This window comes from Fundidesulfovibrio magnetotacticus, assembly GCF_013019105.1.
GTDB classification, from domain to species: domain Bacteria; phylum Desulfobacterota; class Desulfovibrionia; order Desulfovibrionales; family Desulfovibrionaceae; genus Fundidesulfovibrio; species Fundidesulfovibrio magnetotacticus.
Window position 1 is genome coordinate 1 of sequence record NZ_BLTE01000010.1, and the last position, 25,635, is coordinate 25,635.

The window sequence follows — 25,635 nt, forward strand, 5'->3', positions numbered from 1 at the left end:
CTGATCTGGGGCCTCGGCCTGGACGACGAACTGGCAAAGTCCATCGAACTGGCCCTGGGCACGGGATACGCCATCAAGAACTGGCCCGTCTCGGGCCTGCCCTCCAAGAGGGACATGGACAAGGCCAGCCCCTTGACGGTGTGGGTGCCGCTTTCCGTGTGGAACGCCCTGCCTCCGTCCACGCGCCGTCACCTGCGCGACTGGGAGCTGACCCAGCGCGTGCTCGTGCTCGACAGCGACAAGAAGGGGCCCGACGTGGAGGAAATCCTCGAACTGGGCTTCCTCACGGCGCTCACGCCGCCCGTCACCGACAACAAGGTGCGCGACGCGGTGTTCCGCGCCAAGGAAGTGCGCGGCCTCTACGACGACATCTTCGGCATGACCCGCGAGATCATGCTGGAGCGCGAACTCCTGGCCCGCAAGACGGATCAGATCATCTTTCTGAACACGGTGCTCACCCGCGCCTCCCAGAGCCTGGAGCCCGGGCGCATTCTCTCCGACGCCCGCGAGGACCTGAGCCTGCTCTTCCCCGTGCACGGCCTCCAGGGCATCTTCTGGCAGCCCGACGACGAGGGCCGCCTGGAGGCCGAGCTGTTCCTGGCCCCCTGCCTGGATCCCCACGGACGCCAGCGCTGGGTGGAACACCTCATGAGCCACGGCACGCGCCTGGCCGGAGGCATGCTGGACGCCTTCACCGTGGAGTATCTGATCCAGAGCTCTCCGGAAGACTGCCTGGCCGACCCCACGCCCCAGAACACGCTGCTCCTGCCCCTCAAGGTGGCCGGAAGCGCCTTCGGATGCCTGGCCATCTCCAAGGACAAGGACCTGCGACTGGGCCGCGACCAGGTGACCTCCCTCAACGCCGCCGCCAACCACCTGGCCCTTGCCCTGCGCAACGCCATGCTCTTCCGTGACGTGAAGGCCAAGGCCGATCACGACGGCCTGACACGCATCCACAATCGCCAATCCTTTGACGAGCGGCTGGCCGACGAACTCAAGCGCCACCAGCGCTACCGCCACAACCTGAGCCTGCTGCTCTTCGACCTGGACCACTTCAAGGCCATCAACGACACCTACGGCCATCAGGCCGGCGACATGGTGCTGCGCGACGTGGGGGCCATTCTGGAGGAATCCTGCCGCGACACGGACTTCGCGGCGCGCTACGGCGGAGAGGAATTCGTGATCATCCTGCCCCAGACCAGCGAGGAGCAGGCCTGGGTGCTGGCCGAGCGCATCCGCCGCAAGGTGGAGCACAAGGGCTTCCAGTTCTCGGACAAGACCTTCAAGGTGACGGCCTCCATCGGCGTGGCCACCCTCACGCCCGGCTCCCTGGACCGGCGCGAGGACCTGATCCACAAGGCGGACCAGGCCCTGTACCTGGCCAAATCCGGCGGCCGCAACATGGTGTGCGTGTCGCAGGGGCGCGAACAGATGAAGGCGGCCGCCCTGGCGCGACCTGCTTGACAACGGACGTGCCCCGGCATACGAAGGCCAACTCGCGGGCAGTTAGCTCAGATGGATAGAGCGTTGGCCTCCGGAGCCAAAGGCCACAGGTTCGAATCCTGTACTGCCCGCCAAGAATTTCAGGTGGTTACGTCAGAGCATGACGTAGCCACCTTTTTTCACGGCTACCCTCGACCCCATTGTCTCAGGCGTCCCCTTTCCATCACACTTCCACTCCCCCGGGCTGAAGGCCACCTGGCGCAATGTGTAAGGCGGCGCGCGATTCGGCACTGATTTGCGCCGCATTCGGCACGCCGCCCTGTCTCATCTCACGCCTGTTTTAACGCCTCCTCTGCCTGCCTGATGCGGGCGGTGAGGAGGTCCATGTATTCGGGCGACAACTCCGCCCCTACGAAGCGCCGTTTCGTCTCCAGGCAGGCCAGCGCCGTGGTGCCTCCGCCCATGAACGGGTCAAGCACCGTCGCCCCTTCGGGCGTCACGGCCAGGAGGTCCTTGACCAGCTCCACCGGCTTGCCGGTGACGTGGACCTTCCTGGCCGTGTTCACCGCGTGCTTGAACACGCCGGGCAGGCAACGGCGATGGGTTGGGCGGGCCTTGTCCTTCACTGCATAGAGCACGAACTCGGTGTCGTGCTTGAACTCGCCCAGGTTGGGCCGGGCGCTTGGCTTGTGCCACACCACGATGCCGCGCCACGCCCACCCGGCCCCCTGGAGGGCGTCGGTCATGGCCGGGAGCTGCCGCCAGTCGCTGAAGACCATGCACGGCGCGCCGGACCTAGACACGCGCCAACATTCACCCAGCCACAGCGTGGCCCACATGGTGAATGACCTTTGGTCCTTGAGGTCGCCCAGCATGGGCGGGTAGGTGCGTTTCGTGCCCGTCCTTTGGTACTTGTCCGCCGGGTCCGCCTGGCGGGCCGCCATGTGCAGCCCTCCGCTCGAATAGGGCGGATCGGTGAGCACCGCATCGACGGACGCGCCCGGCATCTCCCGAAGGATGCCGAGCGCGTCGCCGCAAGATACTATTCCGTTTTCAAAGACCTCGCGCATGGTGCCTCCTGGGCAGAGGCTCCATGGCCTTCGGTGCTGGGGCTCGCGGCCCTCACGTGGTTGAGGGTTTGGCAGCGGGGGCATTTGATCTCGATTTCCACCACGCTGCCTTTGGCCAGAAGACGCTTACAGTGGCCGCAACGTATTTCCCTCATTACCTTTCTTTACAGGTAGCGCCGGAAGCGGTAGCGCTCTAACGCCCGCGCGGGCAGGAGCGCGGCTTCGGCCGTGGCGGGTTGTTTAGGCAACCCGTCGGTGGGGCGGTTGCCGCCGCCCTGCCGCTCCTCTCAGTACCTCGTGACCCGATCCGCCCCTTCGTCCGCTTCGATGGCCTGGCGGCAGTGTCCGGCCCCGAACACCGCGTCCAGGCAGCGCTCCAGCGCCATACCCAAAAGGCTCCCGGAGGCGGCCGCCTTGCCCACCCGGCTGCTCACGGTCTCGTCGGGGTCTCCGCCGGTGAGCACGGACAGGAACTGGTCCAGCCCCAGCAATACGTTCCAGATATAGCGCCGCATGGTTCACGCCCCGAGGATTTCGGCCGCCCGTCCGGCGGCGATGAGCCCGGCGGCCTCCATGCGCTGCACCGCGTTGACGGTCCGTGCATCGTCGGTGCGGATGGCCGTTGCCGCGCGCCACTCTTCCCAGAAGAGCCCCACGTTGGGGTCCGAGAACTCAAGACCTTTGAGCAGCACCAGCTCGGCCTCGGTGAAGCGGGCTAGGAACTCCAGGCGCGTCATCTCGCGGGAGACGGGCGGAGCGTTTTCTCCCCACGGCGCGTTCATGAAGTCCAGGCACTGCTGCCATGTCGTGGGACCGTTGAGGACGTGGACAGCCCCGTCCGCCTCGTAGACCAGTACAGGATAGCACCCGAACCCTGGGCACGCGGCTACGGCCTTGGCGTGGTCGGAGATGAGGCGCACGGGCTGACCAGAAACAACAACGTCGGTGTCGTCTTTGTCAGGCTCCTGGAGTCCAAGCGATGCAAGAAAATCCCGCGAAACGCCGTCGACCGGATTATGAAGGATGGTGATGCTCATATTAGATGTCCCATGCGATGAAGGTACTGGTGTCGGCCTTGCCCGCGCCTCCCGGGAGAGTCGAGGTGGCGTTTTGGTTATAGCCAAGACCGCCGTTAGCCTGGACCGTGGGGGAGCCCGTCACGGTACCGCCGGTAAGCAGTTTCGCGCGGCCCCCGCCTATACCGCCAAAACCCCAGACTCCCGGCAAGGTGGCCCGCTGCGGAGTGTTTGCGGACACTGTAAAACCAGGGCCTACCGTAAGGGTTCCAGCGACGGCGACAATTACAATCCCCGAAGGACTTCCTTGGCGGGTGTAATCATGAGACCAACTACCTCCCCCTGAGAGATAATGACCAGAAAATCCGCCGCGCCAGGACCTCGCCTTCTCGCCATCAGCCAGGGCATAGGGGTTGTTTATGGACTGCCAAAAGCTTCCAGTACAGCCTCCGCCGGGTCCATTTGCACCTGCCCCGGGACCTCCGCCCTGGTAGAAACCAGGGCCACCGCCAGCATATGTTCCCGCTCCGGCCGCCCCAAGCTGCGTTTTGTCCACAATAAGGTTTGTGCCGGGCGTGATGCTGCCGAACACCGTAGGAGAAAGGTCTTTCCAGAGTTGCGGATCACCAACGAAGTAGTTCTTCTCCCGGACCATGTTCATGATTGCGGCCTGGGACACCATGTCAGACGACAGTGAAAGCGCCTTGGGAATGCTAATGTCGTAGTTTTCCCAGTCCTTGTTGACGCTCGCCATGCCATCCATGTGAATTTTGGAGGCGCTTCCGGTGACAGTCACGTTGCCAAGGAAGAGGCAGAACAGGCCACGGCATTTGTTCAGCACCGTAATCGTCGCGCCGTTGAGGGTCACGTCCTTGTCCCAGACGGCAACGTGCATGGGGCCATCAAGCTCGCTGGGAAGCTGAAGCGTCCCCGTGACGCTCGTTTCGGTGCGCTTGTTATAGAGCGCGGCGAGCTTCGCCAGACCATCGCCAGCCTGTGACAGGGTGAGCACCTGGGACCAGGGCTGGAGAGCCCCGCCGTCAGCGCCCCCGCCTTTGAATGCGTACAGACTCATGCCATCCCCCTAGAGCGGCGCGACTTCGGCGGTTAGGTCGATGCGCTTGCCTGCGGCCACCGCGACCTTGGCGCGCACGCGCAGGGCCTCGCCCGGGGCCAGGGTGAGCGCCCGGCCCAGGTTGAGGGGGTCCATGAGGTCCGTCCAGGCGGTCGAACCGTCGGTGCCGGACCCGGCCGGGACCTGGACCTCGCCCAGCACGTAGTCCGCGCCCGAGAGACGCCGGGCGAACTGGAGGGTGGTTGCAATCGCGCAGTCGCTGGCGGCGCGCAGGCGGCCCAGGAGCACGCCATTGCCGCCTGATGCCTCGGAGGCGGCTTCGTAGAACGTGACGAACGCCGCGAAGTCGGTGTCCATGAGTGCGTGCGCCGCCGTGGTGGCAGGCAGGCCGGGGAAGGCAGGGGTAGAGCCCATGGTGATCTCCTAGAAATCTCCGAAATACGTGTAGCGTTCGGCCAGGGTGAGGGCCGAGCCCGCGCCGCCGTTGGAGCTGCCCTCGCCGGGAGGCCCCTGCGGCCCCTCCGGGCCACGTGCGCCGACCGGCCCTTGCGGACCTTCGGGGCCTTGCTCCCCTTGCGGCCCCTGGGGGCCTTGCGCGCCCTGGTCGCCCTTGTCCCCCTTCGGCCCGGCGAGGCCCTGCGGCCCGGTGACGGGCGTGGTGACGTGGGGGCCGACGATCACGGTGCAGGGGGCGTCGGGCACGGCCACGAACCGGACGAACCCGCCCACGGACAGGCTCCAGGAGCTGCCAAGGGAGCCCAGACCGTTGGGGAACAGCGCCAGCACCGCCTCGCCGTGGGCATCGGTGACGCCCTCCGCCAGTCCCGGGACCTCCATGCCCTGGTAACGCTCCTGGGCCGTCAGGGACGCCTTGACGGCGGCCCCCTGCACGGGCTGCCCCTGGCCGTCCAGGTAACGGACGGTGACGACCGCCGTGGGGATGGCGCTCACGCCTGCCCCGGCGCGGGCCAGGTCAGGGAGTCCAGCACGGCCTGGACGGCCTCCGGGCTCGCGGCCTCGCGGACCTGCTTCTTGGCGGCCAGGCGGGCAGCCTCGATGGCTGCCCCGATGGAGTGCCACGCCTGGGACATGGCCAGGATAGTCTCGGCCACCTCGCGCGGCGTCGCGCCGGTGATGCCCACCTCGCCCGCGATGAGCGGATAGTCCGCCGCAACGGGCTCCGAGGCGGCCAGGAACGCCCGGGCCTGGGCTTCCTTGGCCATGTAGGTCATGGCGCGCCCGGCGGAGAGACTCATGTAAGGCGAGAGCTGCTGGTCGGCCTGGGCGTCGATGACCGCCTCGGCATAGGCCGTCACGGCGGCCATGTCCGGCTGCCAGTCCTGGCCGCTCCAGACGTGAAAGCGCGTGGGCGGCGCGGCGAGGGTGCAGCCTTCGGGCAGCGGCCCCAGCGACTGGACGGCCAGGGGCTGTCGGGTGGCCGTGCCCCAGGCGATCTTGCCCCGGTGGTCCTCCACCACGCGCCAGGCGTTGGCCTGGGCGTCGAACACTGCGGCCTGGCCGTCGCCGGTCTCGGGCGGGGCTACGGCGGTGCAGTTGGCCGGGAAGAGGTAGTTGGGGCTGCCGTCCTCCTGTTGCGGGCGCGCGGGCGAGACGGGCGGGGTGTACGCCCTGAGATGCAGGCCTTGATCGTCGTAAAGGTACACTTGCACGGCTACCTCCAACGGAAGATGTATTGCACGGCGATGTTCACCGGGCGCGTCTCGTAGCGGGATATCTGGTTGCGGTGCCAGCCGGAGTTGGCTCCGGTCATGAACATGCCGCCTTCGGTCTGGGAGAGCAGGCCCGCCGTGCTCTGCACCGTGCCGCTGCCAGCGTAGGCCGTGCCGAATCCGCCGTTTTCAGACCCCACGCCGGTGCCCGGGTTGCCCACGAACAGACCGTGCACATGGTCCAGCGTGGCGCTGGTCTGCTTGGTGCCCACGCGGTCGCCGGTCACGCCGTCGCCCCGGTTTGTGCGGATGTCGGTGTCCAGGTCCACGCCTGCGCCGTCGTCCACGCCGCGCAGGAAAATGCCGTTCAGCTTCGGCGTGCCGAAGAGCGCCCCTTCCCCGCCGTAGGTGTAGCCCCACACGTCGAAGAGCAGGGGGTAGTCCAGCTTGGGCAGCTGGAGCCCCTGGGCCTTGAGCCAGTCGCCGCTTGCGGGCAGCTCGTCGGCGAACCAGGGAATCACCTCGCCCACCAGGCCGGAGCCGGAGAGGATGGCGAGGGCCTGGCGCAGCTGGTCATAGTCGCCCTTCACCAGCGTGATCCCGGCGGCGAGGATCACGCGGGCGATGTTCTCCTGAACGTCGTTCAGCCACTCAGGCGTTACCACCGTGGCCATCTGCGGGACGGTCGGGTCGCCCGCGCTGAAGAGGTTGTTCACGGCTCCCGGGCCGTCGATTCTGTGCATGGGTCATCCTCCGTAGGCGAAGTGGAATAAGGTGTGCGCCGGGACCGCCGCGCGGATGGCGCACTCCAGCAGCGCGTTGCTCCAACTGGCCAGGGGCTCCCCGGCGGCCGAGACGCCCGCGCGGAACAGCGCCGTGGGTTCGCCCCCGGCGTGGACCACCCAGACGTACTGCCAGGGCGCGCCCTGGCGCAGGGGCTCCCCGGCGCGGCTCCCGGCCGTGAAGAAGCCCTCGTAATTGGTGAGCCGGTCCCCGGCGGCGGAGTGCCCGGCCAGGAACTGGCCGAACTCCTGGATGGTGATGGTGTAGCCCAGCTGGGCGGCCAGCCAGACGTAGTAGTCGCGGTTGATGGCGGAGCGCTCCGCCAGGGCCACGGTCAAGAGCGCCAGACGCTCCTGGATGAGCAGGCCGGGCTGGCGGCAGTGGCCGGGCAGGCCGTAGCAGCGCTCGTAGTCCTCCAGCCACTCCAGGGATTGCAGGGGCGTGAGCCCGCGCAAGGGGTCCAGGGAGACGGCCAGGGCGCGGTCCAGGGCAGCGCCCTCGGCAGCCAGCTCCGCCTCGATGGGGCCGGTGAGGGCGTAGCTGGAGGGCAGCAGCTGGGCGAGCAGCTCGGCATGACCGGCCATCAAAGCGCCTCCACCTGCACCAGGCCCAGGCGCGGCCACTCCAGGCGCTCGCGGTCCACCACGGCCGCGAAGTTGGCCTGGGGCACGCGCACCACCCGGTCCAGCACGCCCGGCTGCCCGGAGACGACGGCCTCGATGCGTGAGCGGTAGACGGTCTGGCCGGGCGCGAGGGCCTTGAACTCGGCGGCCAGGGCTTCCTGGAGGCGCGCCGTGAGCAGAGCCAGGGTGGTCACGCTGGCGTCCAGGCGCACGGCCACGGAGACGAGTACGGCCACGGGCGTGGGGGCCAGCACCCAGGCGTCGCGGCAGGCGGCCGGGCGGGAGGCGTCCACGGCGGCCTGCGCGGCGGCCAGGGCCTCGGGAGACGGCGCGCCTTCCGGCCCCAGCACGGCCACATCCACGCTGCCCAGACCCCGGCGGTTGGGGAAGGTCCAGGCCCGGGAGATGCCGGGAACGGCCAGCGCCCAGCGGCGGTAGTCGTGGACGTTGCCGCCGCCGGGCGGGTGCTGGAGGTAGTCCAGGAGCCGGGCCAGCAGCTCGGCGTCCGTCTCGGCGTCCACGCCGCCGGAGAGCGTCAGGCTGGCCTGGGGCAGCACGCCCGCCGGGGCCTGGGAGAATAGCACCGGCTCCGCCACGAGCGCGGGCATGACGCCGGGCGCGGCGGCCAGGGCGGCCACGGTGGCCGTGCCGTCCTGACTGATGATGGCTTGGCCGGACGTTAGAAAGGTGAGCCCCGTGGCCACGTGCTTAACGGCCTCTCCCGAGGGGATGACCGATCCGGCCGCGCCCTGGATGACCAGCTGACCCGTGGCCGCGATGGCGGGCTTGCGGGTGATGCCGCGCAGGGCCGCGTGGCGATCCAGCCATTCGGGATCGGAGGTGTCCGGCAGCACCTGGCGGGCGATCCAGAGCTGATGGTGATAGAGGCCAACCACGGCGGAGGCCAGGGCCGTGGCGCGGATGTAGTGGTCCGAATCCGGGTCCGTTGCCGCGTCGGGCAGCAGGTTGAGGATGTCTCGCAGGTAGGCCTCGCGCACGGCCTCGAAGGTGGGGACGGTGTACATCAGGACACCCTCACCGGATGCTGGAAGGTGGCCTCGCGGCCCGTGGCGTCCTCCACGGTGATGAGCAGGAGGCAGCGGCCGTCGTGGGGCTGCTCCACCTCCACGGCGATGGAGCGGGCGCGACCGTCATCCAAAAGGGGGCGCAGGGCCTGCTCGGCATACTGCCGGGCCAGGACGCCGATGCGCGGGAGGTCCTTTGAGCGGGCCAGCTCGTGCAGGCGCGAGCCGATGGACGGATCGGCCCACCAGGAGCCCAGCGGCGTGGCAAGACGGATGTAGACGGCGTTGCCCAGATGGCTTATTCGGGCGGATAAGTACTCGCCGGTGTACGGATCAATGGCCTGGTCGATGCCCATGGCCGCCACTTTAGTGGCGGGCAGGGGAGGCGGGATAGGTGAAGGGGTTCAGTGGAGATGAAGGTTTGAGCAATAGTATCGAACAGGAGTCGTCCGTATGCGGTTGCTAATGAATGGAATCAATGGGCACTACCTTCAGTATATTATCGACAATGACCATGGAAAAACTGAAGAAGTCCTAGCAGCTGTCGCATATGCAACACAATCGTCACTCCTTTTTGACTGGTGCTGGAACAATAAAATACCGCTGACATTTTACGGAAGACTTGATGATGGCATAGCGGTTTCATCGTCAATACTTGACGGATTCATCAAGAGGCGTTCACAGAGATATATATGTCGCCTTGTTCAGCATCACCATGCAAAAGTAATATGGTGGAAAGGGTCTGGTCTGTACATCGGGTCGGCAAACCTATCTGGAAGTGCGTGGTATTCGAATGTTGAGACCGGCTGTTTTTTTGATGAAAGCGAGATTACCGACGAGATGGCTAATGACATCGACGATTTATTTCAGCTGCTCCAGGACAAATCAACTCCACTAACTGATGAGCTATTCAACGCAGTCAAAAAACGGGAACGCGCACTTCATTTATCCAAGCCCAATGCAGATGAATTCTGGGGATGTCCTGCCATTAAGAAGTGGTCCGGCTTAGTTCAGACTGCTCCTAAAAGTGCAAAGGCAAGGCAGCGCAGTAAATTTTTAGACGAGTGGCACTCTACACTTCAAGAATTGAGGGATATTGGAGATAGAATTAGCAAAGAGGGCAACCGTCCGGCCTGGGTGCATGAATCAACCCCACGAGGTGCTCAGGTTGATCAGTTTTTACACGCTCATTATTACAACAACACGTTCGATGGCCGAAATGCAAAATACAATGATTATTACATTAAAAACAAAGACAGAAAAGAGAATGCCCTCGATGAGGCTATCCACTGGTGGAGTCGGCTGCCTAACGCACCACACGGTGAAGATGTAATGTTGAATGACACTGGTCCTGCACTAATGAGCGCACTTTCAAAAGAAAGCCTCGCGTCGATGACAATTGAATCATTTGCAATGATATGTGGTGGCGTGCATGCCATCAAAGACTATGCACGAAGGGTCGACAATCACAAGGTTGGCCTCCCGTCAGGCGGGCAGTACACGGTTCAAGATAAAGTTGATGCACTTTCTAAAATGATCTGGAGTGACGTATCACTCGGCGGGTATAACGTTTGCCAAGTCATTGATCACGTACTGTATGGCGGATCACCAGACCATTTGCCAGAGCGAATTTGGGATGCCGTAACTGATCCTAAGTGGAAAATTCGAGGACTTGCCATTAGCTCCTTTGGAGAACTAGTAGGCTGGGCATTGCCAGACAGGTTCCCGCCTCGGAACGGTCGTACATCCAAGGCACTAAAATCTCTCGGCTATGACGTCACTATTCATGCCGAGTAACTTAGGGTAGCTAACAGCAGGCTCCTCCGTTGTCCTGCCGCCGTCGTTCTCCCGGTGCACGTGGTGCCGCAGGCTCACCTCTCTGCTCACGTGGTCCACGTCCGCGATGGAAGTGCTTGTTAAGTGCATGTTGTCGTAACATAGGCAACTTGGCCTCATGAACGGCTAGAACAATTCCATATTGAATGCGGTGGTAGCTTTCTATGTCGAGCAATATATCGAAGCACCCTTGCCCACGTTGTTGCAAACTAACAAACTGCGTTACGATTCGCTCACATAAAATCCACTGGGATGACGAAGACGCACCCATTAGCGGATGGGATGAGTATTCTATACTACAGTGCATGGGATGCGAAACTAACTTTTTCTTGCACGAAGAATGGTTTTCAGAATGGCAAGACTCTGACCCAGATGATCCTCCAGTAACAACAAAAATATACTTCCCAAAAATTGAGAAAAAGAAAGCAGGCTCATTGTCCTTTGATATTTTCGTTACTGATGAATATGCAGTAAAATCTTTGCATGATGAAATTTATAAGGCAATCAACAATGACATGCCACAGCTTGCAGCGGCTGGAATTAGGACGTTGATTGACAGATTTGCTGTTTCGATTACTGGGAAGAACCAAAATTTTGAGAAAAATATTGGATATCTCTGCGACAAAGGACACATTTCTATTGACCAGCTTGGCATGTTGACGACGATTCTTGATGTTGGACATAGTGTTGTACACCGCTCTAATGTCCCAAGAATGGAAGATGTCGAGACATGCTTAAGGATCATCGAACTATTAATGGTATTGGTAAATGACGGACCTGAGGTTGCAGCTAGAATCAAATCAAGAATTCCAGAGAGAACAAAATAGTATTTGTAGAGTTTAAAGTCATCAACCTGCCTTTTCTCCCCCTCCCTCCGGCTCCTCCGTCGGCCCGCCGCCGTCATTCTCCCGGTGGACGTGGTGCCTTAAGCTCACCTCCCCGCTCACGTGGTCCACGTCCGCGATGGACGTGCCCGTGAAGTGGACGTTGCCCCTCCACAAGGCCTCGCTGCCGCCGTTCTCTTCCCCGCCCATCTCCCATTCCGGCGCGTACAACCCCATGCGCTCGCTGGCGGTGGCTTCGATCTCGCGGGCCTCCATGCGGATGGACTTCTTCGCCGTGATCTTCAGCTCGTCGCAGTCGATTTCGATGATCCTGTCTTCCTTCAGGACGATCCGCGCGCCGCTCTGGTTGTACACGGCCACCTCGCCGCTTTTCAGCCCGTCTACGCGGTAGGCCCCGGCCTCGGTGGCCACGATGACCGAATGCGCCGTCCTGCCGCCCAGGGGTAGCACGATGCACTGCGTGCCCTCGGGCGGGGCAGAGGTGAAGCCGAAGTGCTGGAACAGCTCGCTGGCCTGGAGCTTCTCGCCGCTCAGGCCGTCCGCCTGCATGAGCTGCACGCCGGGCTTGGTGTCCAGGGCCGTGAGCGCCGCCCGGAAGGCCAGGCGGATTCGCCCCAGGGCGCGGCCGATGCGGGCGTCCAGGCGGTCCACGTCCTTCATGGCAGTTCCACCACCTCCAGGGCCTTCTTGCCCTTCTTCTTGGACTTGAAGCCCGAGGCCAGCTCCGGCAGCCAGACGCCGTCTTCCTTGAGCACCAGCTCGGTGATCTTCCCACTGTCCCGGCCACCGGTGAAGGTCCGCTTCATGAGGAAGTACACGCCGTCCAGGCCGTGGGGCTCGCTCACCACCTGCACGCGTTGGCCCGGCCGCCAGGGCTCGCCGCTCGCGCCGCCCACGCGGTGGCCGCGCACCCGGGCCGTGATCTCGAAGCCCTCCAGGCGAGAATCCGCCAGCTGCTTCCTGGCCCGTCGCGCGGCCTCCTCCTGGTTGTCGCACTCGCCCTCGGGGATGATGAGCGGCCGGTAGCCGGGCACGTCCGGGTCCGTCTCCCGGTGCATGATGTCGTGGCGGCCCTCCTTGTCCTCGGTGCCGTGGGTCTGGCCCAGCACCGTGACCTCGGAATACCGGCCGGACACGTCTTCGCGCACGGCGAGGCTGAGGGTGTTGTTGCCCTTGCCGTCCAAGCGCACCACCAGCGTGGCCACGGGCGCGGCCGTGTAGTCCGGCCCGCCCACCACCAGCGTGCCGTCCGGCTCGCACCAGGCCCAGCAGCCGTTGGCCTCGCAGGCCTTGGCCAGCAGGTCCCAGGCGCGCTCGCCCGGCTCCACGGCGACCTTCTCCTTGCGGCCTTCGGTCTCCACGCGGATTTTCTCCACGCCCAGGGGGCGGGCCACAAGGTCCACCACTTCCTGCAACGTGGCCTCGCGCTGGGTGAACACGGGCGCGGAGCAATCCACCAGCACGGCGGCGTTGTCGCGGCCCGAGATGGTCAGGCTCTGGGTGTCCTTGGCCAGCTCGCGCTCCACGCGGTCGATGCGCCCGGTGAGCAGCACGTCGCCGCCCAGGAGCACCTCCACGGGAGCCCAGGGCCGCACGCCAGGCGGGATGTCCCCGACGGGGATGCCCAGGGTCACGCGCCAGGCGTCGGCCGGGGTGAGGAGGTCGGAATCTATCGTGTAGGAGGTCCAGTCCCGATGCTCGCCGCCGCCCACCCGCAGGGTGAGGCGGTCCTCACCGGGCGTAGCCACTGAGCACCTGCCGAGGGGCGATGAAGTTCGGGTTGCGCACGCCGGGGTTGAGGCGCGCCAGTTCCTCGGAGCGGGTGCGGTCGCCGTAGAGCCAGTGGGCCAGGAGGTGCAGGTTGCACAGGGCCGGGGCCGCCACGGCCACCACGGGCGGGTGCAGCTGGATAACCTGGGCTCCCAGGTCCTGCACGGCCAGGGCGGCGGAGCGCATGGCCTCCACCATGGGGTAGGCGGTCTGGGCGGGGAAGATGGCCCGGGCCTCGTCAATGGTGTCCTGGAAGCGCTGGCGGGAGACGCCCACCACGGCCTCCACCTCGGCCGGGGTGAGGGACGGCGCGGCCGTCTCCGCCACCAGCACGCCCGAGGCGGCCTGGGCCACGGCCATGGCTGAGGCCAGGTTGAGCGTGGCGGCGGCCATGGCCCTGCCCTGCCCGGCCGGGGTGGAGAGGTCCGGGGCGGGCGCGGGGTTGGTCTGTTCCGCCGGAGGCGTGACCACCACAGGCCGGGGCGCGGCCTCGCTGGTGAGCGGGCCGCTCACGGGCGTTCCGGCGTAGAGCGCCGGGACCATGGGATAGGCGCGGCGCGCGCCGGACTCGCTCACGGAGAAGTTGGGTAGCAGGCCGGACAGGCTGGCCAGGGGCGCGAAGCGGCCGAACACGTCGGTGGTGGCCAGGGTGGACACGTTGGAAACGAGCGATTGCGCCGTGCCCAGCAGGCCAAGCCCCTGCCCGAAGACGCCCGGCACGGCGGGAACGGCCACGCCAGCCAGGGAGGCGGCCTCGGAGAACACGCCCCGGGCCGCGCCCAGCAGGTCGCCCCGGGCCACCTGGGAGAGGACGTTGTTCAGCTTCCCGGCCCAGCCCTGCACGGCGGAGAGGTTCAGGCTCTTGAGCTTGTCGAGCCAGCCCTGGAGCTTCGAGGCGTTGGCCAGGGCCTTGGCCTTGGCGGAAGCGCCCCCGGCGAAGAAGGGGGCGTCGGGCTCGGCCTCCACCAGGTCCAGGCTCACCTGGGCGAAGTCCGGGTTGTCCTCGTGGTGCTCCACGGCGTAGGAGAGGAGGCTCGCGTTCATGGAGCCGAACACCGGGTGGACCAGCTCCCCGGGGCCGGGCTTGTCCAGGGCGTCCAGGAGCTTGCGGAGTCCCGCCTCGTAGTCCTTGCCCCAGAACACGGCCTGGAGGCGCACGCTCCGGGCGCGCCTGCCCAGGTCCTCCACTTCCGCGCCGTCGCGGTAGGGGTATTCGTGGCGCACCTGGGCGCGCTCGGCCGTGTCGGAGGTGCTGCACACCGCGAGCTTGACGCCCTTGAAGCTGGCGTCCTGCAACGTATCCTTCCAGGCCATCAGTCTCTCCGAGCCTCGGAGGCGTTGTGATCGTTGACCACGCGGGCCACCTCGCGGCCGTCCAGCTTCAGGACGGACTCCACCTTGATGACGCCGCGATCCTCCACCACGAGCTGCCGGGCGGCTTCGGTGGTCTCCTGAGACGGCCCCCAGAGCATGTTGCCCACGCCGCGCCCGGCCATGCCGCCGGAGAACCACCCGGCGAGGCCTCCCAGGAGCGCGCCCAGGGCCGTGCCTACCAGGGGGACGGCCGATCCCACGGCAGCGCCCATGGCCGCGCCAGCCAAGGCCCCGCCCGTCTCGCCGTAGGTTTCGGAATTCTTGACGTTCTTCTGGGCGCGGGTGAGCGTGGAGTCGTTTTCGGTCTGGTAGATGTCCCACGCGGCCACGCCAGCGGAGAGCCACGGGAGGGAGCGCGACGCCCCCCCCGCGAGCGAGGAGGCGGAGCGCGCCAGCCACCCGCCGGAAGCGGCAGCCGTCACGCCAGCGCCGCCCGAGAACATGCGCATGGCCCCGAACGCGGCGGCTGCCGCCGTCATGGCCCCGATGGCCGTTGTGGCCTCCATGGCAACGGTGGCCAGGCCGGGGAACCTCTGGGCCAGGTCGGCCGCGCCGTCCGCCAGAGCCTTGAGCGGACCGGAGGCGTCCGAGAGCATGTTGGAGCGGGCGATCTCCGCCTCGTTGGCGGCGCGCTCCACCGAGGCGGCCGTGGACCCCTTGTAGGTGGCGAAGCTGCGCTCGCCCTCGCCGGAGGCGTTGGCCATGTCCCCGAGGATTTGCTTGACGTAGTCCTTCTGGTTGATGGCGGCCAGGAGCGCCAGCAGGGCCTGCCGGTCCTGCACCACCTGGCCGATGGCCGAAGCGCTGGCCAGGTCGGCCATGTCGCCCAGAATCTGCTGCTTCTCGTCGCCCTGGGCGGAGCCGAGGCGCTTCTTGAGGGCCTGATAGCGCTTGTCCTTGCCCATGACCTGCTGTTCGATGAGGTCGCCGAAGGCCTCCAGGGGCAGCTTGCCCTTTTCCCGGGCCTTGGTGAGCGTGCCGGTGAGGTCGATGCCCAGCTTGGCGAAGTCCTTCTGGGTGTCCTGGCTGTTGAGCTTCTGGAGCAGGTTGACCAGGTTGTTGCCCGCGTCGTCCTTGCTGCCCGCCGTGGTGGCCGCCGCCTGGGAATAGGCGAGCATCTGCTCGAACCCGGCCATGCTCTTCATGCCGGAGCCCAGGGCCAGCATCTTGGGCAGCCACTTGGCCATGTCCTTCAGCTCGAAGCCGCCGGACTGACCGGCCACCAATGCCTTGTCCAGGGCCAGGGCGGCTTCGTCCTCGCGGAAAAACTTGTTCTGCACGCCACGGATGACGATGTCCGCGATGTCGCCCGATTGCGTGCCGGAGGCGGTGGCGAACTTCTGGATGGTGGGGAGCAGCCGCTGGGCGGCGTCGGACTTGATGGCCCCGGAGGCCAGCATCTTGTCCAGGGCCTCGGCCGCCTCGTCGCGGGTGCCCCCGCCCTCGCGCACGGCCGCGTGGACGGCGTCAACCAGCTTGCCGCGTCCGGCCAGGCGCTTGGCCGGGTCCTTCTCGTCGGCGTAGGCGGTGTTGGCCATAAGCGTCATGCGTTTCTCGAAGGCGATGGGCTGGCGCAGGGCCGCCGCCGCGACGCCCGCCCCGGCCGCCGCGCCCGCCCCCACCTGGCCGATGCCGCGCATGGCGTTCATGGCTGCCCGGCCCGCGCCCCCGGCCTTGGTCAGGGCTCCGGCCAGGCGCTCGCCCGACTTGGAGGCCGCGTCCAGCTCGCGCCGGGCCTCGCGGGACTCCCGCGTGATCCGGGCCGCCTCCTGGGCCGCGCGCGTCAGGCGGTCGCTCCTGAAGGCCCCGGCGGCGCGCCCGGCGGATTGGAGGCCGCCCGAGGCCTCGCGGGCGTTCTCGCCCACCTGGCGCAGGGCGCGGGCCGTGACGCCCGCCCCCTGGGCCGTGCCCCGGGCCGCCTGGGTGATGGAGTCCAGGGCCTTGCGGGCCTGGCCGCCCAGCTCGTCGCGCAGGCGCAGGATGACTTCGAGGACGGTGCCCTTGGCCATCTAACGCCTCCGCCTGGGCACGATGTGGCGGCCCCGGCCGGGGGCCGGGGCCTTGCCGGTGAGGATGGCCACGAAGGATTCGATCTGGGGCATGGTCATGGAACGGATCTCCTGGAGGGTGAAGGACCGGCCCGCGAGCGCTGTTTCCAGGAGCCGAAGCTCCCTCAGCTGGCGCTCGCGGGCGCGAGCTTTCCCGCCAGCTCCTTCTCGGCGTCGTCCAGGACGGAATACTCGGCGTAGTGCAGCCCCTCCAGCAGCTCCGGGGTGATCTTTTCCGGCGGCAGGCTCCCCAGGCGCACCAGCGCGCGGGACCAGATGAACCGGGCCAGCTTGGCCGGGCAGGCCCCGTCCGGGGCCTGCTCCACGGCCCACTCCATGTCGCCCAGGGTGGGCGCGCGCATCTCGAATTCGGCGTGGCGCACGCCCTCGGCGTCCACGTGCCCGTACTTGAGGGTTCCGGTGACGGTGGTCCCGCTCATGCGGCTACTCCTTGGTGTGGCCCAGGGCCAGGAACTTGAGGTCCACGCGCGCCTCGTTCTCCACGCTGTACTTGCGCCCGGCGGAGATGCACACGCAATCCGAATAGCTCTCTCGCTGGCCGCCGTCGCTGGCCGGGTAGATGGTGAGCTTGGCACCCTCCACGGCCTCCCAGTCCTTGGGATCGTCCTTGGGGATGGCCGCCGTGACGGACAGCTCGAAGGTCTCCACGCCCTTGTGGAAGCCCAGGGCGCGCCCGGTCTTGTTCATGGTCTTGACCAGCTTCTTGCCGGTGTCGTGCTCCACGTTGAGGTCGATGACCTCGTATTCGGCCCCGTCCACTTCCAGGACGATGGCCCCGACGTATTCCTTGAGCGCCATGCGTTGTCTCCTTTACAGCAGCAGGTCGATGCGGCCCGCGAAGATGTGCAGCCCGTTGACCACGTCGCAGGGAATCTTGGCGTTGAGCCGGTTGGGGTCCTGGAGGTCGCGCTCCACGATGAGCCCGGGCAGGTTGGCCTTCACCTCCTCCACGATCTCCAGCTCTTCGAGCTTCAGGAGCACGTCGATGAGTTCCGAGCGGACCTTGGGCGCGGTGCGGCTGGAGAGCTTCTCGCGGGGGAAGCGCAGGCTGATGCGCGTGCGGCAGGCCAGGCGCACGTAATCCAGGGTGCGGATGGTGGTCAGGTCCAGGAGCGCGATGTCCTCCACGCCCTGGGGGTCCAGGGTGTAGGTGGTGATGGCGCGCACGACCTGCACCTTCTCGCCCGGCCCCACCTCCAGGGGCGTGACGCCGTTGGCCAGGAGCGTCTCCTGTTCCATGCGGCCCAGGCGCTTCTTCACCGGCGGCGCGGCGATGTTCGCAAGCGCCAGGGTGTTGAGCGGCCGGGCCGGGTCCTCCTCGGAGGCGATCACGGCCGCGAACGCCGCCGCCACCTCCCAGGGCAGGCTCACGGAGCCCGGCAGCAGCGCCCCGGTGATGCGCCCGGAATTGATGAGCCCGGCAAGGGTGGTGGCCGCCGCCAGGGTCCCGGTGGAGGCGTAGACGCCCACGGCCCCGCGCTGTTCCAGGGCGTGGCCTACGGCGTCCACGTGCTGGCGTAGGGCGGTGAGGCTGGTCTGGTCGGCGTAGGGCGTGACGATGATGTCGTGCCCGTCCGCGAACACGGCCGCCAGGGCGGGCGCGATGTCCGGGTCCGTGGCCCCGCCCGCCATGGGCGTGACCACAACGGCCACCCCGTCCACGGTGGAGCTGGCGCTCACGGGGATGAGGTTTCCGGTCGCGCCCTTGTTGCGCGCGGTCAGGGTGATGACGCCGTTCACGGCCCCGGCCGTCACCGGCAGGGAAGGATGGGCGTTGATCTTGTCGGCCAGGGCCTGGGCGATGGCCGCCGCCGTGGTGGCCAGGCTCACGGCGATCTGCACCGTCTGCGTGCCCACGGTCAGGCCCGCCACGCCCAGCCCCGCCGCCTGCCCCGTGACCGTGGCCGTGCAGCTGGCCGCGATCCCGGCCGCGTCGTCCGCGACGCCGATCACGCTGAGGCGCAGGTAGGCGTTGGCGGTGATGGCCGCGCGCGCCATGAGATGCGCCTGGGAGCCCGGCCCGAACAGCTCGGCCGCCTCCGCGTCGGAATAGACGTTCACGGGTGTGAGCGGGGCCTGGGCGCAGCCGGAGTTGCCCTGGGCCACGATGAGCACGCGCTGCTCGTTGTCGGGCAGGGTGCGCACCGCCAGCTTGGTGTTGAACTCGAAATACTTGCCCGGCTTCCTGATGGACGCCGGGAGCGTGTCGAAGCTGATGTGCTCACTGGCCATCGGGGGCCTCCTTGGGCAAGGCCTGGGCGGCGTCCGTCACGCGCTCCAGGTCGCCGTCGTCCAGGCGGCGCAGGTAGTAGGCGCTGGCGGGCACGTCCACGGCCTGGGCGTCGGTGATGTATTCGCGGGGCGCGCCCTCCCTGGGCACTTTCACGCCCGGAGCGGCCTTCACGCGGATGGTGTTCACGGGTTGCCTCCTTGCAGAGTGATGAGGTCCTGGGCGTCGGCCTGGCCGTCGTCCGGAACCAGATGGTAGTTCAGGCCCACGCGCTCCAGCATGAGCGGCTCGGGGCCGCCGGGCTCGCCCAGCACCACGTCGTAGCTGGTGTGCCACTCCATGACGTAGGCGGAGACGCTGTTGCTCTTGAGCCGGGCGTTGACCAGCGTGCGCGTGCGCCCCGGGGTCAGCTCCTCGATGTCCAGGCCCAGGTCCTGATGGAGCAGCAGCCGGCGCACGTCCTCAAGCATGGCGTAGGTGCCCACCTTCAGCACGTCGCCCTTGCGGGTGGCGGCTTCGGAGCGCGGATTGCGCGCCGCCACAATGACCGCGAAGGTGGCCGGGAAGCGCCAGACGCGCTTGGACATGGCCAGGGCCTTGCCCGGCCCGTCGCCCCCGAAGGCCACCCAGATGGCCGGGAAGGAGCGCACCACGCATTCGAGGCCCTCGTCGAACTCCCCGCCGTAGGTGGCCACGTTGGGCTTGTAGGGCAGCCCGGCCTCCGCGATCCGGGTCTTGATGGCCTCTTCGATGACGGCGATCATTCATCGCCCCCGGCCGGGCGCTGCCAGACCCGGCGGCCCGGGGAGAACAGCACGTCCCCCGCCGTGGCCGCCGGGTCCTGGAACCCTGGCAGGTTGATCTCGCCCCGGGCGATGAGCTTGAGCCAGCTGACGGCCCTGTCGTAGCGTTCCTGCACGGGGTCGGTTTCGTTCACCTCCGCCCCCGTGAGGCGGTAGCGGGCGATTTGGCACACCGCGTCGGTCAGGACCCGGTCAACCACGAGCACGGGCACGCGGTAGCGGGCGGCGAGGTAGCTGTCCGCCTCGCTGGAGGCCCTGGCAAGGGCCTCCAGGGCCACGGCTTCGTCCACCTCGCCGATGCGGGCGCGGTCGGTGAGGGCGATCACTTCGTCCTGGCCGAAGGCGTCGAGGAGGTCCTGCACGGTGGCGTACACGGGACGTTAGTCCTTCTTTTTGTTGTTCTTGGCGGGTTCAGGAGCGTCCACGGGCTCGGGAGTCTCTTCCACGGGCGCGGGGGCGTTCCCGGGGCTTTCGGGCTCTCCAGGAACGGTGGCGGCCTGGGAGCCGGAGGGAGCGCCGTCCTCGGGCGTCCCCACCTCGGGCGTCCAGGACGCCGAGGGCTGCACGCCGGTCTCCCTGGGCGCGGAGGCCTCCAGCACCCGCACGGCAAGGTCCGGATCGGCGCGCAGCTGCTTCAGCTGCTCCGCGCTGAACGTGCCCGAAGGCCAGGGCTTCTCCTCCGCCCCGTGAGGGACGCCCGCCCGGAAGTGCCCGCCGCGCAGGCTCCGGGTGATGACCACGGTGTCGATTCTGTCCACGGTGGCCCTCCTAGTTCAGCCAGGGCGTGACCAGCACGTCCACCAGCCCGGCGTTGGGGTTGTCGGAGCCGTCGGACCGGCGCGCTACCTGCACCACTTCGGCGGCGGCCGTGCGCAGGTTGGTGGGCACCACCAGCAGGGTGGGCTTGATGCCCAGGGGGCGGCCGCCGTCGGCCTTGAAGGCGCACATGGCGTCATAGGCCGCGTCGAAGTTGGCATCGGTCAGGGCTTTCTTGGAGCAGAAGCCGGTCTGCCAGAAGCCGAAGCCCGCGTTGCAGCGGTAGCGGATGCCGAAGCGGTAGGTGTCGGTCATGAACACGGCTTCGTCCTTGCCGTCGGTCATGGCGGACAGCTCGGGCTTGGTGCGCTCCTGGAACAGCACGGGCTTGAGCACGCGGGAGGTGTCCAGGAGAAACCAGGCCGGGTCCGTGCCCGCGTCGTAGTTGGAGACGGTGGCGGCCACGCCGGTGCCGTCCACCTTGGGGTAGACCGGGTGGTCGGTGTCGAAGAAGTTCTGCCCGTCGTAGCAGGCCGTGGAGAGCCCCAGCTTCAGCAGGGCGTAGACCAGCTCGTCCGGGAAACTCTTGGCGGCCCGGCCCATCTCGCCGAAGAGGGGCTTGTAGACGCCCACCTCGTCGTCTTCGATGTCCGTGCGCTTCACGCCCACCGTGGACTCGAAGAGCTTGTTGGTGATGGCATAGCCGTGGGCCGCCATGTCCTTGAGCACGCGCTCGCCCACCCACTCCACCAGCTGCGGGAACTGGCCCAGCCAGCCGTAGGTGTTGGCCCTGGACGTGGACGGCATGAGGGTGGCCACTTTGTCCCAATGCGCGGGCGTTTCGCCGAATACGCGCTGGAATTCGGCCTTGAAGCCCGTAAACAGAGCGGTGATGATCGCCGGGGTGATGAGTGCCATCTACTTGGTCTCCTTGCCTTTGGCGTAGTCTTCCTCGGACATGCCAAGGAGCTTGGCGGCTTCCTTCTCCTCCGCCGTGAGGGCGGCCGTGCCGGAGCCCGGCGCGCCCGGGGCGGGAGCGCCCCCCTGAGCCTGGGTCTGCATGCCGGAAAGCGCGGCGATGGGCGCGGCCTTGTCAAGGTAGGCCTTGGCCTGCTCGGGGCTCGTCTTGGCCAGGTGGCGCAGCCAGCCCTCCAGGCCCACGTTCACGCGGCCGTCCTTGAGGGCGGCGTCGATCTGGCCGGAGAGTGCGGCCGTGCCGTTGGCCTGTTCCAGCTCGGCCACGCGGGCCTTGAGGGCGGCGTTTTCCTCAGTCAGGGCCGTGAGGCCCTCCACCGGGGCGAACTTGGCCGGGTCGGGCTGGCCCGCCTGGGCGGTCAGGGCCGCGATCTGCGCGTCCTTGGCCTGGAGCACGGCCACCAGGTTCACGGACGCGGCGGCCTCGCCGCCCAGCTGCGCCTTCACTTTGTCCAGCTCGGCGATGATCTCCGCCGCCGTGGCCGTGACCGGCAGGTTGAGCATCCAGCGGAGGCGCTCCGCCAGGTCCTCGCTGAGGGCCGTCTGGCCCGCCTGTAAGTTCATCAGGTCATCCTCCTTATGGGTTTGCATCGCGGCGGCCACGGCGGCCATGCCGTCCAGGGCCGGGTTGTTGGTGAGCGCGGCGTTGATGAGGGTGCGGACGGCTCCGGTCTTGAGGTCGAAAGTGAAGAGGGGGGAGAGGAAGCGGTATTCGTCCGCCTGGATGTGCTGGCGTGCCGCGTTAGTCCATGCTACTTTGGCGAAGAGCCCTTTGGCAGGGACGTAGACCAGGGATTCGATCCACCCGGCGGCCACGGCCTTGTGGCCGCCGTCCTTGGCGGTGAGGGTGTGGTGCTCGTAGTCGATGAAGAGCGGCGTCTCGCGCGCCTCCACCTGGGCGATGAGCGCGGCCGCGATGTCCGCGTCCATGCGCCAGGTTTCGGCCTCGCTGCCCTCCATGACGCCAGGGCGGCCATCTCGGGCGGAGAACTCGCCGTCCGGGAAGAGCTGGACGTTGCAGCCTTCGGGCAGGTCCGAGGAGTCGGGGGTGAGCTGCACGGCCAGGGCGGCCGTAGCGTGCGTGGGGGAGTGTTTCGCGGTGCGCATGTCCGCCGCTTTAGCGGCGGCGGACTATGTGCGATAGGTGAAGGGGTTCAGTTCGTTATTGGACGTGAAGCTTTCGTGTTATTAAATGGAGATGCTATCATGAAGAAATTCATACTTACAAGCATAGAAAAAATCCGTAACTCACTAGGTTCTGGAAAGGCCATTGTTTTTGTTGGTTCAGGAGTCTCTTTAAATTCTGGAATGCCAAGTTGGTCTGAGTTGGTCCAAAAATTCGCCAACGAACTCGATGTCGATTCTAATAATCTATCGAGCGATGACTATATTAAAATTCCACAATATTACTACAACGAACGAGGCAGCAAAGAATACTTTGACCTATTAAGGCAATCAGTTGATTGCAGGCTTAAGCCGAACCCAATACATAATGTTATTGTCAAGTTAAATCCTTGGCACATAATTACAACCAACTTCGACAGTCTGATTGAATCTAGTGTGGACGAAAGCGACACAAAGTATCACCTAGTGAAGGAAAACAAAGACATTGCCTATGGCGACAGCAACAGAATGATAATTAAGATGCATGGAGACATTGACACATGCAATACTGTGCTCAAAGAGGATGACTATCTTTCTTATTCATCAAACTTTCGTTTGATTGAGAACACGGTAAAAACATTGCTGTCAAGTTATACAACAATATTCGTAGGGTTTTCAACGGATGACCCAAATTTTAAAATATTATACCAGTGGGTTAAGAATGAATTAGGCCTGCACATGAACGAGGCATATCTCATAGATACATCGCGCACATACAGCAAGCTGTTATTTGACTACTATAAGTCAAGAGGCATAAAGACGCTGTACATTAAAGACCTTGAAAAAATGGACCAGGATTATTGTCTGTTTTTGTCAAGAATTGCACTGGAAGAAGAGTATAAACAGATCGGCGCGGACAGCGGAAAGAGACTTTATGCAGTATTGCAATATATACTAAACAAGCCAGCTGTATCTTTCTCAGACCATGTTGCTAAACTGTACAATGCTCTCGAACCCTATGCAAAACTTAATGCACTGCTCCCGTCCATGATAGTTGAAGCGATAGGTGGTAAGGCTGTGCATAATTACAGGGCACATGGCGACCTGACCATTCTAAACAACAATGAATATTATAAGTTTTACGTTGAATTGTTCGATGATGGTAAACGGTGGAGAAATGTATTTAAAGAAAATCGCGTCAAATTGACAACAATACTAAAGACACTGAAAAAGGCAGGCATTAACACGCTTTGCCTAAGTGATGGTAGCCATAAATTTCGCTTCAATAACTTGAAGGATGATTCGTTGGGTTTTCCAAGTGAAATGTTTGATAGCATTATTACCTTTGACAATGAAAAGTTAGAACTGTTGCTCAATAAGCTCTTGTCAGGAATGCCTATTGAAGATAGAACTGCTCATGTCTTGTCTGCTGCTTATTGCCACTACAAACTTGGGAATTATATTGAATCCTATGCAGAGTTGAAAAGGGTTTCCGCAGAGTCACACAAGGCGAAGGACTACATATTAATGGCAATTGCTGAGTTCAACATTAAACTGCTGTCATTCTACATAAAGGTCAATCACCCTAAGTCAGACTTTCCAGAGATATGGAGCTATGCAGACAAAATTGATCTTGATGGAATCTTGTCGAGGCTGGCCCCTTCTCAACGTCATGTCGGGATGGCTTTAAAGAAAGTTTTCGACTTCGATTATGTGAATGAATACTTGGTCCGTTCTAATTCTAAGTATGAGGCTGTGTTGAACCAAAAGAGTATGATCGAGTCTGGGGGGGCGTCCTTCAATTCTGCACTCGCAGAGCAGCACACCAATGCCACAACTTTTTATTTATTTGTAGTCACAAACTTTATTATGATGGACGCATATACTCAATATCGAGGCGTTCTTGTTGATTATGTAAGAACAATATTTGCTAGTCACAGCATAACTCCAGCCGAGAAGAATCCATTTATCAGTCCTGATGATCACTTTAAGGCGTCTGAAATTGATTATTTTTGCATATTCATAGCTGCTAACTGCATGACATTTGACGATGTTTCTGCTATGTTTTCGAACAACAGCATGGATAGAATTGTGCTCTCGAAAGACGCCTGTGACAATATGATTTTAGCAATTGAAAATTCTAGCAAGCACAAGTTTTCATTTTTCAATCAGCCGAACACCACACACATTCTGATGCTACTCTTGGCACGATCCAACGCTGATCATGTTTTAGTTCAAAATGCTTTAAATATATATCTTCAGTATATAGTCACTGCCAAGCGTAATTATGAATACGCGAGCATTATACTTGCAAGTCTAAACAAAAATAGTCCAAGTATACTATCTGGTTTTGACTTTGAACATTTTGTGCAACTGTTGCTCAACATGTGTATTGCTGGGCACTTTGACGTTTTGTTTGATGAATTTTCTAGACTACTAAGAAATATATTTTATATCTCAGCAGAATATGGAAAGATTTACGAAAAAAGTGCCATTACAATTGACTCATTCTTGTGTCGTGTTGACGCATTGATTTCCTCAGATGATATACATGGATACCGTTTGTTCCAATATATTTGCATCGACATGTGCGCGGTTCTGCCAATTTCTGAGCGCTCTCATATTGAGAGTGTCATTAGCAATATTGCAATCGACAAGTATGATGGCGTTTATGAATCGATACGTATTGATATTTTGTTAGAAGCATTACGCTCCTCCGTGGCCTGCTCTGAAGATATTTCAAAGCGTGTTGTGGAATATTTGACTAAAAATATTAACAAGATCGATCAATACGATGCAGACTATAGCGAAATTATATCAAACGCCTCTGCTCTTCATGTTGCGAAGCTTATTGTTCTGCCGGACTCGATTGTCGACAAAATTTCAACACGAACTGATTTCTCAGGATTTGTGATTAATCCAGCGGGCTTTAATTATGCTAAATTTAAAATAGAATGGTTAAGGTATATTCCTGAATCAGTCCTTGGGAAATATCTAAAGAACTCGAATGTTATTACACTGGTCAAGAATGATTTGATGCGCATGATGCCTGCACGATTTAAGTTTTTTTACAGGCGCTTGCTTGATGTCTATTTTCAGGATGGCGACTGACAATCCGTCTATTGTGTGGACATTATGATGCGTTTATTGCGTTAGCGCCCCGTTAGA

At 63.5% G+C, this 25,635-nt stretch carries 29 protein-coding genes and 1 tRNA gene; 5 read left to right on the forward strand and 25 right to left on the reverse strand.

The genetic code is table 11. From position 1 onward, the window contains the following. The coding region (locus NNJEOMEG_RS11215) for a GGDEF domain-containing protein (protein WP_308464636.1) at nucleotides 1-1,464 on the forward strand (1,464 nt) is incomplete at its 5' end. Nucleotides 1,465-1,500: 36 nt separating this feature from the next. After that, nucleotides 1,501-1,577 (forward strand) — tRNA-Arg (locus NNJEOMEG_RS11220). Nucleotides 1,578-1,772: 195 nt separating this feature from the next. Here the strand turns inward: NNJEOMEG_RS11220 and NNJEOMEG_RS11225 are convergent. The 12 genes from NNJEOMEG_RS11225 to NNJEOMEG_RS11280 form a co-directional block, all read right to left on the reverse strand. Continuing rightward, a complete protein-coding gene (locus NNJEOMEG_RS11225; RefSeq protein ID WP_173084455.1) occupies nucleotides 1,773-2,513 on the reverse strand; it encodes a DNA-methyltransferase in 741 nt (246 codons plus the stop codon). Further along, nucleotides 2,486-2,668 (reverse strand): Com family DNA-binding transcriptional regulator, encoded by a 183-nt coding sequence (locus NNJEOMEG_RS11230; RefSeq protein WP_173084457.1) that lies wholly within the window; start codon nucleotides 2,666-2,668, stop codon nucleotides 2,486-2,488. Before NNJEOMEG_RS11230 ends, NNJEOMEG_RS11225 begins: the two co-directional genes overlap by 28 nt. 132 nt (nucleotides 2,669-2,800) lie before the next feature. Then, nucleotides 2,801-3,028, reverse strand: a complete 228-nt coding sequence (locus tag NNJEOMEG_RS11235) for a hypothetical protein (RefSeq protein ID WP_173084459.1) — start codon at nucleotides 3,026-3,028, stop codon at nucleotides 2,801-2,803. Between the two features lie 3 nt (nucleotides 3,029-3,031). Then, nucleotides 3,032-3,550 carry a hypothetical protein gene (locus tag NNJEOMEG_RS11240; protein ID WP_173084462.1) on the reverse strand — a complete coding sequence of 173 codons (519 nt, stop codon included), beginning with the start codon at nucleotides 3,548-3,550 and terminating at the stop codon, nucleotides 3,032-3,034. Between the two features lies 1 nt (nucleotide 3,551). Further along, nucleotides 3,552-4,604: a hypothetical protein gene (locus NNJEOMEG_RS11245; protein WP_173084464.1), complete on the reverse strand. Its 1,053-nt coding sequence runs from the start codon at nucleotides 4,602-4,604 to the stop codon at nucleotides 3,552-3,554. A gap of 9 nt (nucleotides 4,605-4,613) precedes the next feature. After that, nucleotides 4,614-5,018: a hypothetical protein gene (locus NNJEOMEG_RS11250; RefSeq protein WP_173084466.1), complete on the reverse strand. Its 405-nt coding sequence runs from the start codon at nucleotides 5,016-5,018 to the stop codon at nucleotides 4,614-4,616. A 9-nt stretch (nucleotides 5,019-5,027) separates the two neighbouring features. Further along, nucleotides 5,028-5,555 carry a collagen-like domain-containing protein gene (locus tag NNJEOMEG_RS11255; protein WP_217270516.1) on the reverse strand — a complete coding sequence of 176 codons (528 nt, stop codon included), beginning with the start codon at nucleotides 5,553-5,555 and terminating at the stop codon, nucleotides 5,028-5,030. After that, nucleotides 5,552-6,274: a tail fiber assembly protein gene (locus NNJEOMEG_RS11260; RefSeq protein WP_173084468.1), complete on the reverse strand. Its 723-nt coding sequence runs from the start codon at nucleotides 6,272-6,274 to the stop codon at nucleotides 5,552-5,554. The genes NNJEOMEG_RS11255 and NNJEOMEG_RS11260 overlap by 4 nt, the downstream gene beginning before the upstream one ends. A gap of 2 nt (nucleotides 6,275-6,276) precedes the next feature. Continuing rightward, a complete protein-coding gene (locus tag NNJEOMEG_RS11265; protein ID WP_173084470.1) occupies nucleotides 6,277-7,017 on the reverse strand; it encodes a phage tail protein in 741 nt (246 codons plus the stop codon). A 3-nt stretch (nucleotides 7,018-7,020) separates the two neighbouring features. After that, nucleotides 7,021-7,641, reverse strand: a complete 621-nt coding sequence (locus tag NNJEOMEG_RS11270; protein ID WP_173084472.1) for a putative phage tail protein — start codon at nucleotides 7,639-7,641, stop codon at nucleotides 7,021-7,023. Then, nucleotides 7,641-8,705 carry a baseplate J/gp47 family protein gene (locus NNJEOMEG_RS11275; RefSeq protein ID WP_235956935.1) on the reverse strand — a complete coding sequence of 355 codons (1,065 nt, stop codon included), beginning with the start codon at nucleotides 8,703-8,705 and terminating at the stop codon, nucleotides 7,641-7,643. The genes NNJEOMEG_RS11270 and NNJEOMEG_RS11275 overlap by 1 nt, the downstream gene beginning before the upstream one ends. Continuing rightward, a complete protein-coding gene (locus tag NNJEOMEG_RS11280; RefSeq protein ID WP_173084474.1) occupies nucleotides 8,705-9,061 on the reverse strand; it encodes a phage GP46 family protein in 357 nt (118 codons plus the stop codon). Before NNJEOMEG_RS11280 ends, NNJEOMEG_RS11275 begins: the two co-directional genes overlap by 1 nt. Before the next feature lie 109 nt (nucleotides 9,062-9,170). Between NNJEOMEG_RS11280 and NNJEOMEG_RS11285 the strand changes: the two genes are divergently transcribed. Together NNJEOMEG_RS11285 and NNJEOMEG_RS11290 are read left to right on the forward strand one after the other, a co-directional pair. Next, the gene (locus NNJEOMEG_RS11285; protein ID WP_217270521.1) at nucleotides 9,171-10,502 is read left to right on the forward strand and encodes an anti-phage END nuclease; all 1,332 of its coding nucleotides are present in this window, start codon (nucleotides 9,171-9,173) and stop codon (nucleotides 10,500-10,502) included. A 368-nt stretch (nucleotides 10,503-10,870) separates the two neighbouring features. Next, complete coding sequence (locus NNJEOMEG_RS11290; protein WP_173084478.1) at nucleotides 10,871-11,368, forward strand: DUF4145 domain-containing protein; 498 nt, start codon at nucleotides 10,871-10,873, stop codon at nucleotides 11,366-11,368. Nucleotides 11,369-11,389: 21 nt separating this feature from the next. Here the strand turns inward: NNJEOMEG_RS11290 and NNJEOMEG_RS11295 are convergent, their stop codons facing one another. The 13 genes from NNJEOMEG_RS11295 to NNJEOMEG_RS11355 all read right to left on the reverse strand — a co-directional run bounded on the left by NNJEOMEG_RS11295 (nucleotide 11,390) and on the right by NNJEOMEG_RS11355 (nucleotide 22,470). Further along, nucleotides 11,390-12,046: a phage baseplate assembly protein V gene (locus tag NNJEOMEG_RS11295; RefSeq protein ID WP_173084480.1), complete on the reverse strand. Its 657-nt coding sequence runs from the start codon at nucleotides 12,044-12,046 to the stop codon at nucleotides 11,390-11,392. Further along, nucleotides 12,043-13,134 carry a phage baseplate assembly protein gene (locus tag NNJEOMEG_RS11300; protein ID WP_173084482.1) on the reverse strand — a complete coding sequence of 364 codons (1,092 nt, stop codon included), beginning with the start codon at nucleotides 13,132-13,134 and terminating at the stop codon, nucleotides 12,043-12,045. Before NNJEOMEG_RS11300 ends, NNJEOMEG_RS11295 begins: the two co-directional genes overlap by 4 nt. Further along, nucleotides 13,118-14,470 (reverse strand): DNA circularization protein, encoded by a 1,353-nt coding sequence (locus NNJEOMEG_RS11305; protein WP_173084484.1) that lies wholly within the window; start codon nucleotides 14,468-14,470, stop codon nucleotides 13,118-13,120. Before NNJEOMEG_RS11305 ends, NNJEOMEG_RS11300 begins: the two co-directional genes overlap by 17 nt. Beyond that, complete coding sequence (locus NNJEOMEG_RS20985) at nucleotides 14,470-16,539, reverse strand: phage tail tape measure protein (protein WP_173084486.1); 2,070 nt, start codon at nucleotides 16,537-16,539, stop codon at nucleotides 14,470-14,472. The genes NNJEOMEG_RS11305 and NNJEOMEG_RS20985 overlap by 1 nt, the downstream gene beginning before the upstream one ends. A 164-nt stretch (nucleotides 16,540-16,703) precedes the next feature. Next, the gene (locus tag NNJEOMEG_RS11315; protein ID WP_173084488.1) at nucleotides 16,704-17,018 is read right to left on the reverse strand and encodes a phage tail assembly protein; all 315 of its coding nucleotides are present in this window, start codon (nucleotides 17,016-17,018) and stop codon (nucleotides 16,704-16,706) included. A 4-nt stretch (nucleotides 17,019-17,022) separates the two neighbouring features. Further along, nucleotides 17,023-17,397: a phage tail protein gene (locus tag NNJEOMEG_RS11320; protein ID WP_173084490.1), complete on the reverse strand. Its 375-nt coding sequence runs from the start codon at nucleotides 17,395-17,397 to the stop codon at nucleotides 17,023-17,025. A 12-nt stretch (nucleotides 17,398-17,409) separates the two neighbouring features. Next, the gene (locus NNJEOMEG_RS11325) at nucleotides 17,410-18,831 is read right to left on the reverse strand and encodes a phage tail sheath subtilisin-like domain-containing protein (RefSeq protein ID WP_173084492.1); all 1,422 of its coding nucleotides are present in this window, start codon (nucleotides 18,829-18,831) and stop codon (nucleotides 17,410-17,412) included. Next, the gene (locus NNJEOMEG_RS11330; protein WP_173084494.1) at nucleotides 18,821-19,018 is read right to left on the reverse strand and encodes a DUF2635 domain-containing protein; all 198 of its coding nucleotides are present in this window, start codon (nucleotides 19,016-19,018) and stop codon (nucleotides 18,821-18,823) included. The genes NNJEOMEG_RS11325 and NNJEOMEG_RS11330 overlap by 11 nt, the downstream gene beginning before the upstream one ends. After that, nucleotides 19,015-19,593: a phage protein Gp37 gene (locus tag NNJEOMEG_RS11335; protein ID WP_173084496.1), complete on the reverse strand. Its 579-nt coding sequence runs from the start codon at nucleotides 19,591-19,593 to the stop codon at nucleotides 19,015-19,017. Before NNJEOMEG_RS11335 ends, NNJEOMEG_RS11330 begins: the two co-directional genes overlap by 4 nt. Beyond that, complete coding sequence (locus NNJEOMEG_RS11340) at nucleotides 19,590-20,006, reverse strand: gp436 family protein (protein ID WP_173084498.1); 417 nt, start codon at nucleotides 20,004-20,006, stop codon at nucleotides 19,590-19,592. The genes NNJEOMEG_RS11335 and NNJEOMEG_RS11340 overlap by 4 nt, the downstream gene beginning before the upstream one ends. A gap of 6 nt (nucleotides 20,007-20,012) precedes the next feature. Continuing rightward, entirely contained in the window at nucleotides 20,013-20,390 is a 378-nt protein-coding gene (locus NNJEOMEG_RS11345; RefSeq protein WP_173084500.1) for an HI1506-related protein, read from the reverse strand. A 10-nt stretch (nucleotides 20,391-20,400) separates the two neighbouring features. Further along, nucleotides 20,401-21,306, reverse strand: coding sequence for a Mu-like prophage major head subunit gpT family protein (locus NNJEOMEG_RS11350; protein WP_173084502.1), 906 nt, complete (start codon nucleotides 21,304-21,306; stop codon nucleotides 20,401-20,403). After that, the gene (locus NNJEOMEG_RS11355) at nucleotides 21,307-22,470 is read right to left on the reverse strand and encodes a phage protease (protein ID WP_173084504.1); all 1,164 of its coding nucleotides are present in this window, start codon (nucleotides 22,468-22,470) and stop codon (nucleotides 21,307-21,309) included. It lies immediately after the preceding gene. Between NNJEOMEG_RS11355 and NNJEOMEG_RS11360 the strand changes: the two genes are divergently transcribed. Next, the gene (locus NNJEOMEG_RS11360) at nucleotides 22,441-25,578 is read left to right on the forward strand and encodes an SIR2 family protein (RefSeq protein ID WP_173084505.1); all 3,138 of its coding nucleotides are present in this window, start codon (nucleotides 22,441-22,443) and stop codon (nucleotides 25,576-25,578) included. The genes NNJEOMEG_RS11355 and NNJEOMEG_RS11360 overlap by 30 nt on opposite strands. Nucleotides 25,579-25,635 lie beyond the last annotated feature (57 nt).

Bases quoted from the DNA above. Each gene is read 5' to 3' on its own strand.
- NNJEOMEG_RS11225 (WP_173084455.1), bottom strand. From the start codon at position 2,513: ATGCGCGAGGTCTTTGAAAACGGAATAGTATCTTGCGGCGACGCGCTC.
- NNJEOMEG_RS11230 (WP_173084457.1), bottom strand. From the start codon at position 2,668: ATGAGGGAAATACGTTGCGGCCACTGTAAGCGTCTTCTGGCCAAAGGC.
- NNJEOMEG_RS11235 (WP_173084459.1), bottom strand. From the start codon at position 3,028: ATGCGGCGCTATATCTGGAACGTATTGCTGGGGCTGGACCAGTTCCTG.
- NNJEOMEG_RS11240 (WP_173084462.1), bottom strand. From the start codon at position 3,550: ATGAGCATCACCATCCTTCATAATCCGGTCGACGGCGTTTCGCGGGAT.
- NNJEOMEG_RS11245 (WP_173084464.1), bottom strand. From the start codon at position 4,604: ATGAGTCTGTACGCATTCAAAGGCGGGGGCGCTGACGGCGGGGCTCTC.
- NNJEOMEG_RS11250 (WP_173084466.1), bottom strand. From the start codon at position 5,018: ATGGGCTCTACCCCTGCCTTCCCCGGCCTGCCTGCCACCACGGCGGCG.
- NNJEOMEG_RS11265 (WP_173084470.1), bottom strand. From the start codon at position 7,017: ATGCACAGAATCGACGGCCCGGGAGCCGTGAACAACCTCTTCAGCGCG.
- NNJEOMEG_RS11270 (WP_173084472.1), bottom strand. From the start codon at position 7,641: ATGGCCGGTCATGCCGAGCTGCTCGCCCAGCTGCTGCCCTCCAGCTAC.
- NNJEOMEG_RS11275 (WP_235956935.1), bottom strand. From the start codon at position 8,705: ATGTACACCGTCCCCACCTTCGAGGCCGTGCGCGAGGCCTACCTGCGA.
- NNJEOMEG_RS11280 (WP_173084474.1), bottom strand. From the start codon at position 9,061: ATGGGCATCGACCAGGCCATTGATCCGTACACCGGCGAGTACTTATCC.
- NNJEOMEG_RS11285 (WP_217270521.1), top strand. From the start codon at position 9,171: ATGAATGGAATCAATGGGCACTACCTTCAGTATATTATCGACAATGAC.
- NNJEOMEG_RS11295 (WP_173084480.1), bottom strand. From the start codon at position 12,046: ATGAAGGACGTGGACCGCCTGGACGCCCGCATCGGCCGCGCCCTGGGG.
- NNJEOMEG_RS11305 (WP_173084484.1), bottom strand. From the start codon at position 14,470: ATGGCCTGGAAGGATACGTTGCAGGACGCCAGCTTCAAGGGCGTCAAG.
- NNJEOMEG_RS20985 (WP_173084486.1), bottom strand. From the start codon at position 16,539: ATGGCCAAGGGCACCGTCCTCGAAGTCATCCTGCGCCTGCGCGACGAG.
- NNJEOMEG_RS11315 (WP_173084488.1), bottom strand. From the start codon at position 17,018: ATGAGCGGGACCACCGTCACCGGAACCCTCAAGTACGGGCACGTGGAC.
- NNJEOMEG_RS11320 (WP_173084490.1), bottom strand. From the start codon at position 17,397: ATGGCGCTCAAGGAATACGTCGGGGCCATCGTCCTGGAAGTGGACGGG.
- NNJEOMEG_RS11325 (WP_173084492.1), bottom strand. From the start codon at position 18,831: ATGGCCAGTGAGCACATCAGCTTCGACACGCTCCCGGCGTCCATCAGG.
- NNJEOMEG_RS11335 (WP_173084496.1), bottom strand. From the start codon at position 19,593: ATGATCGCCGTCATCGAAGAGGCCATCAAGACCCGGATCGCGGAGGCC.
- NNJEOMEG_RS11350 (WP_173084502.1), bottom strand. From the start codon at position 21,306: ATGGCACTCATCACCCCGGCGATCATCACCGCTCTGTTTACGGGCTTC.
- NNJEOMEG_RS11355 (WP_173084504.1), bottom strand. From the start codon at position 22,470: ATGCGCACCGCGAAACACTCCCCCACGCACGCTACGGCCGCCCTGGCC.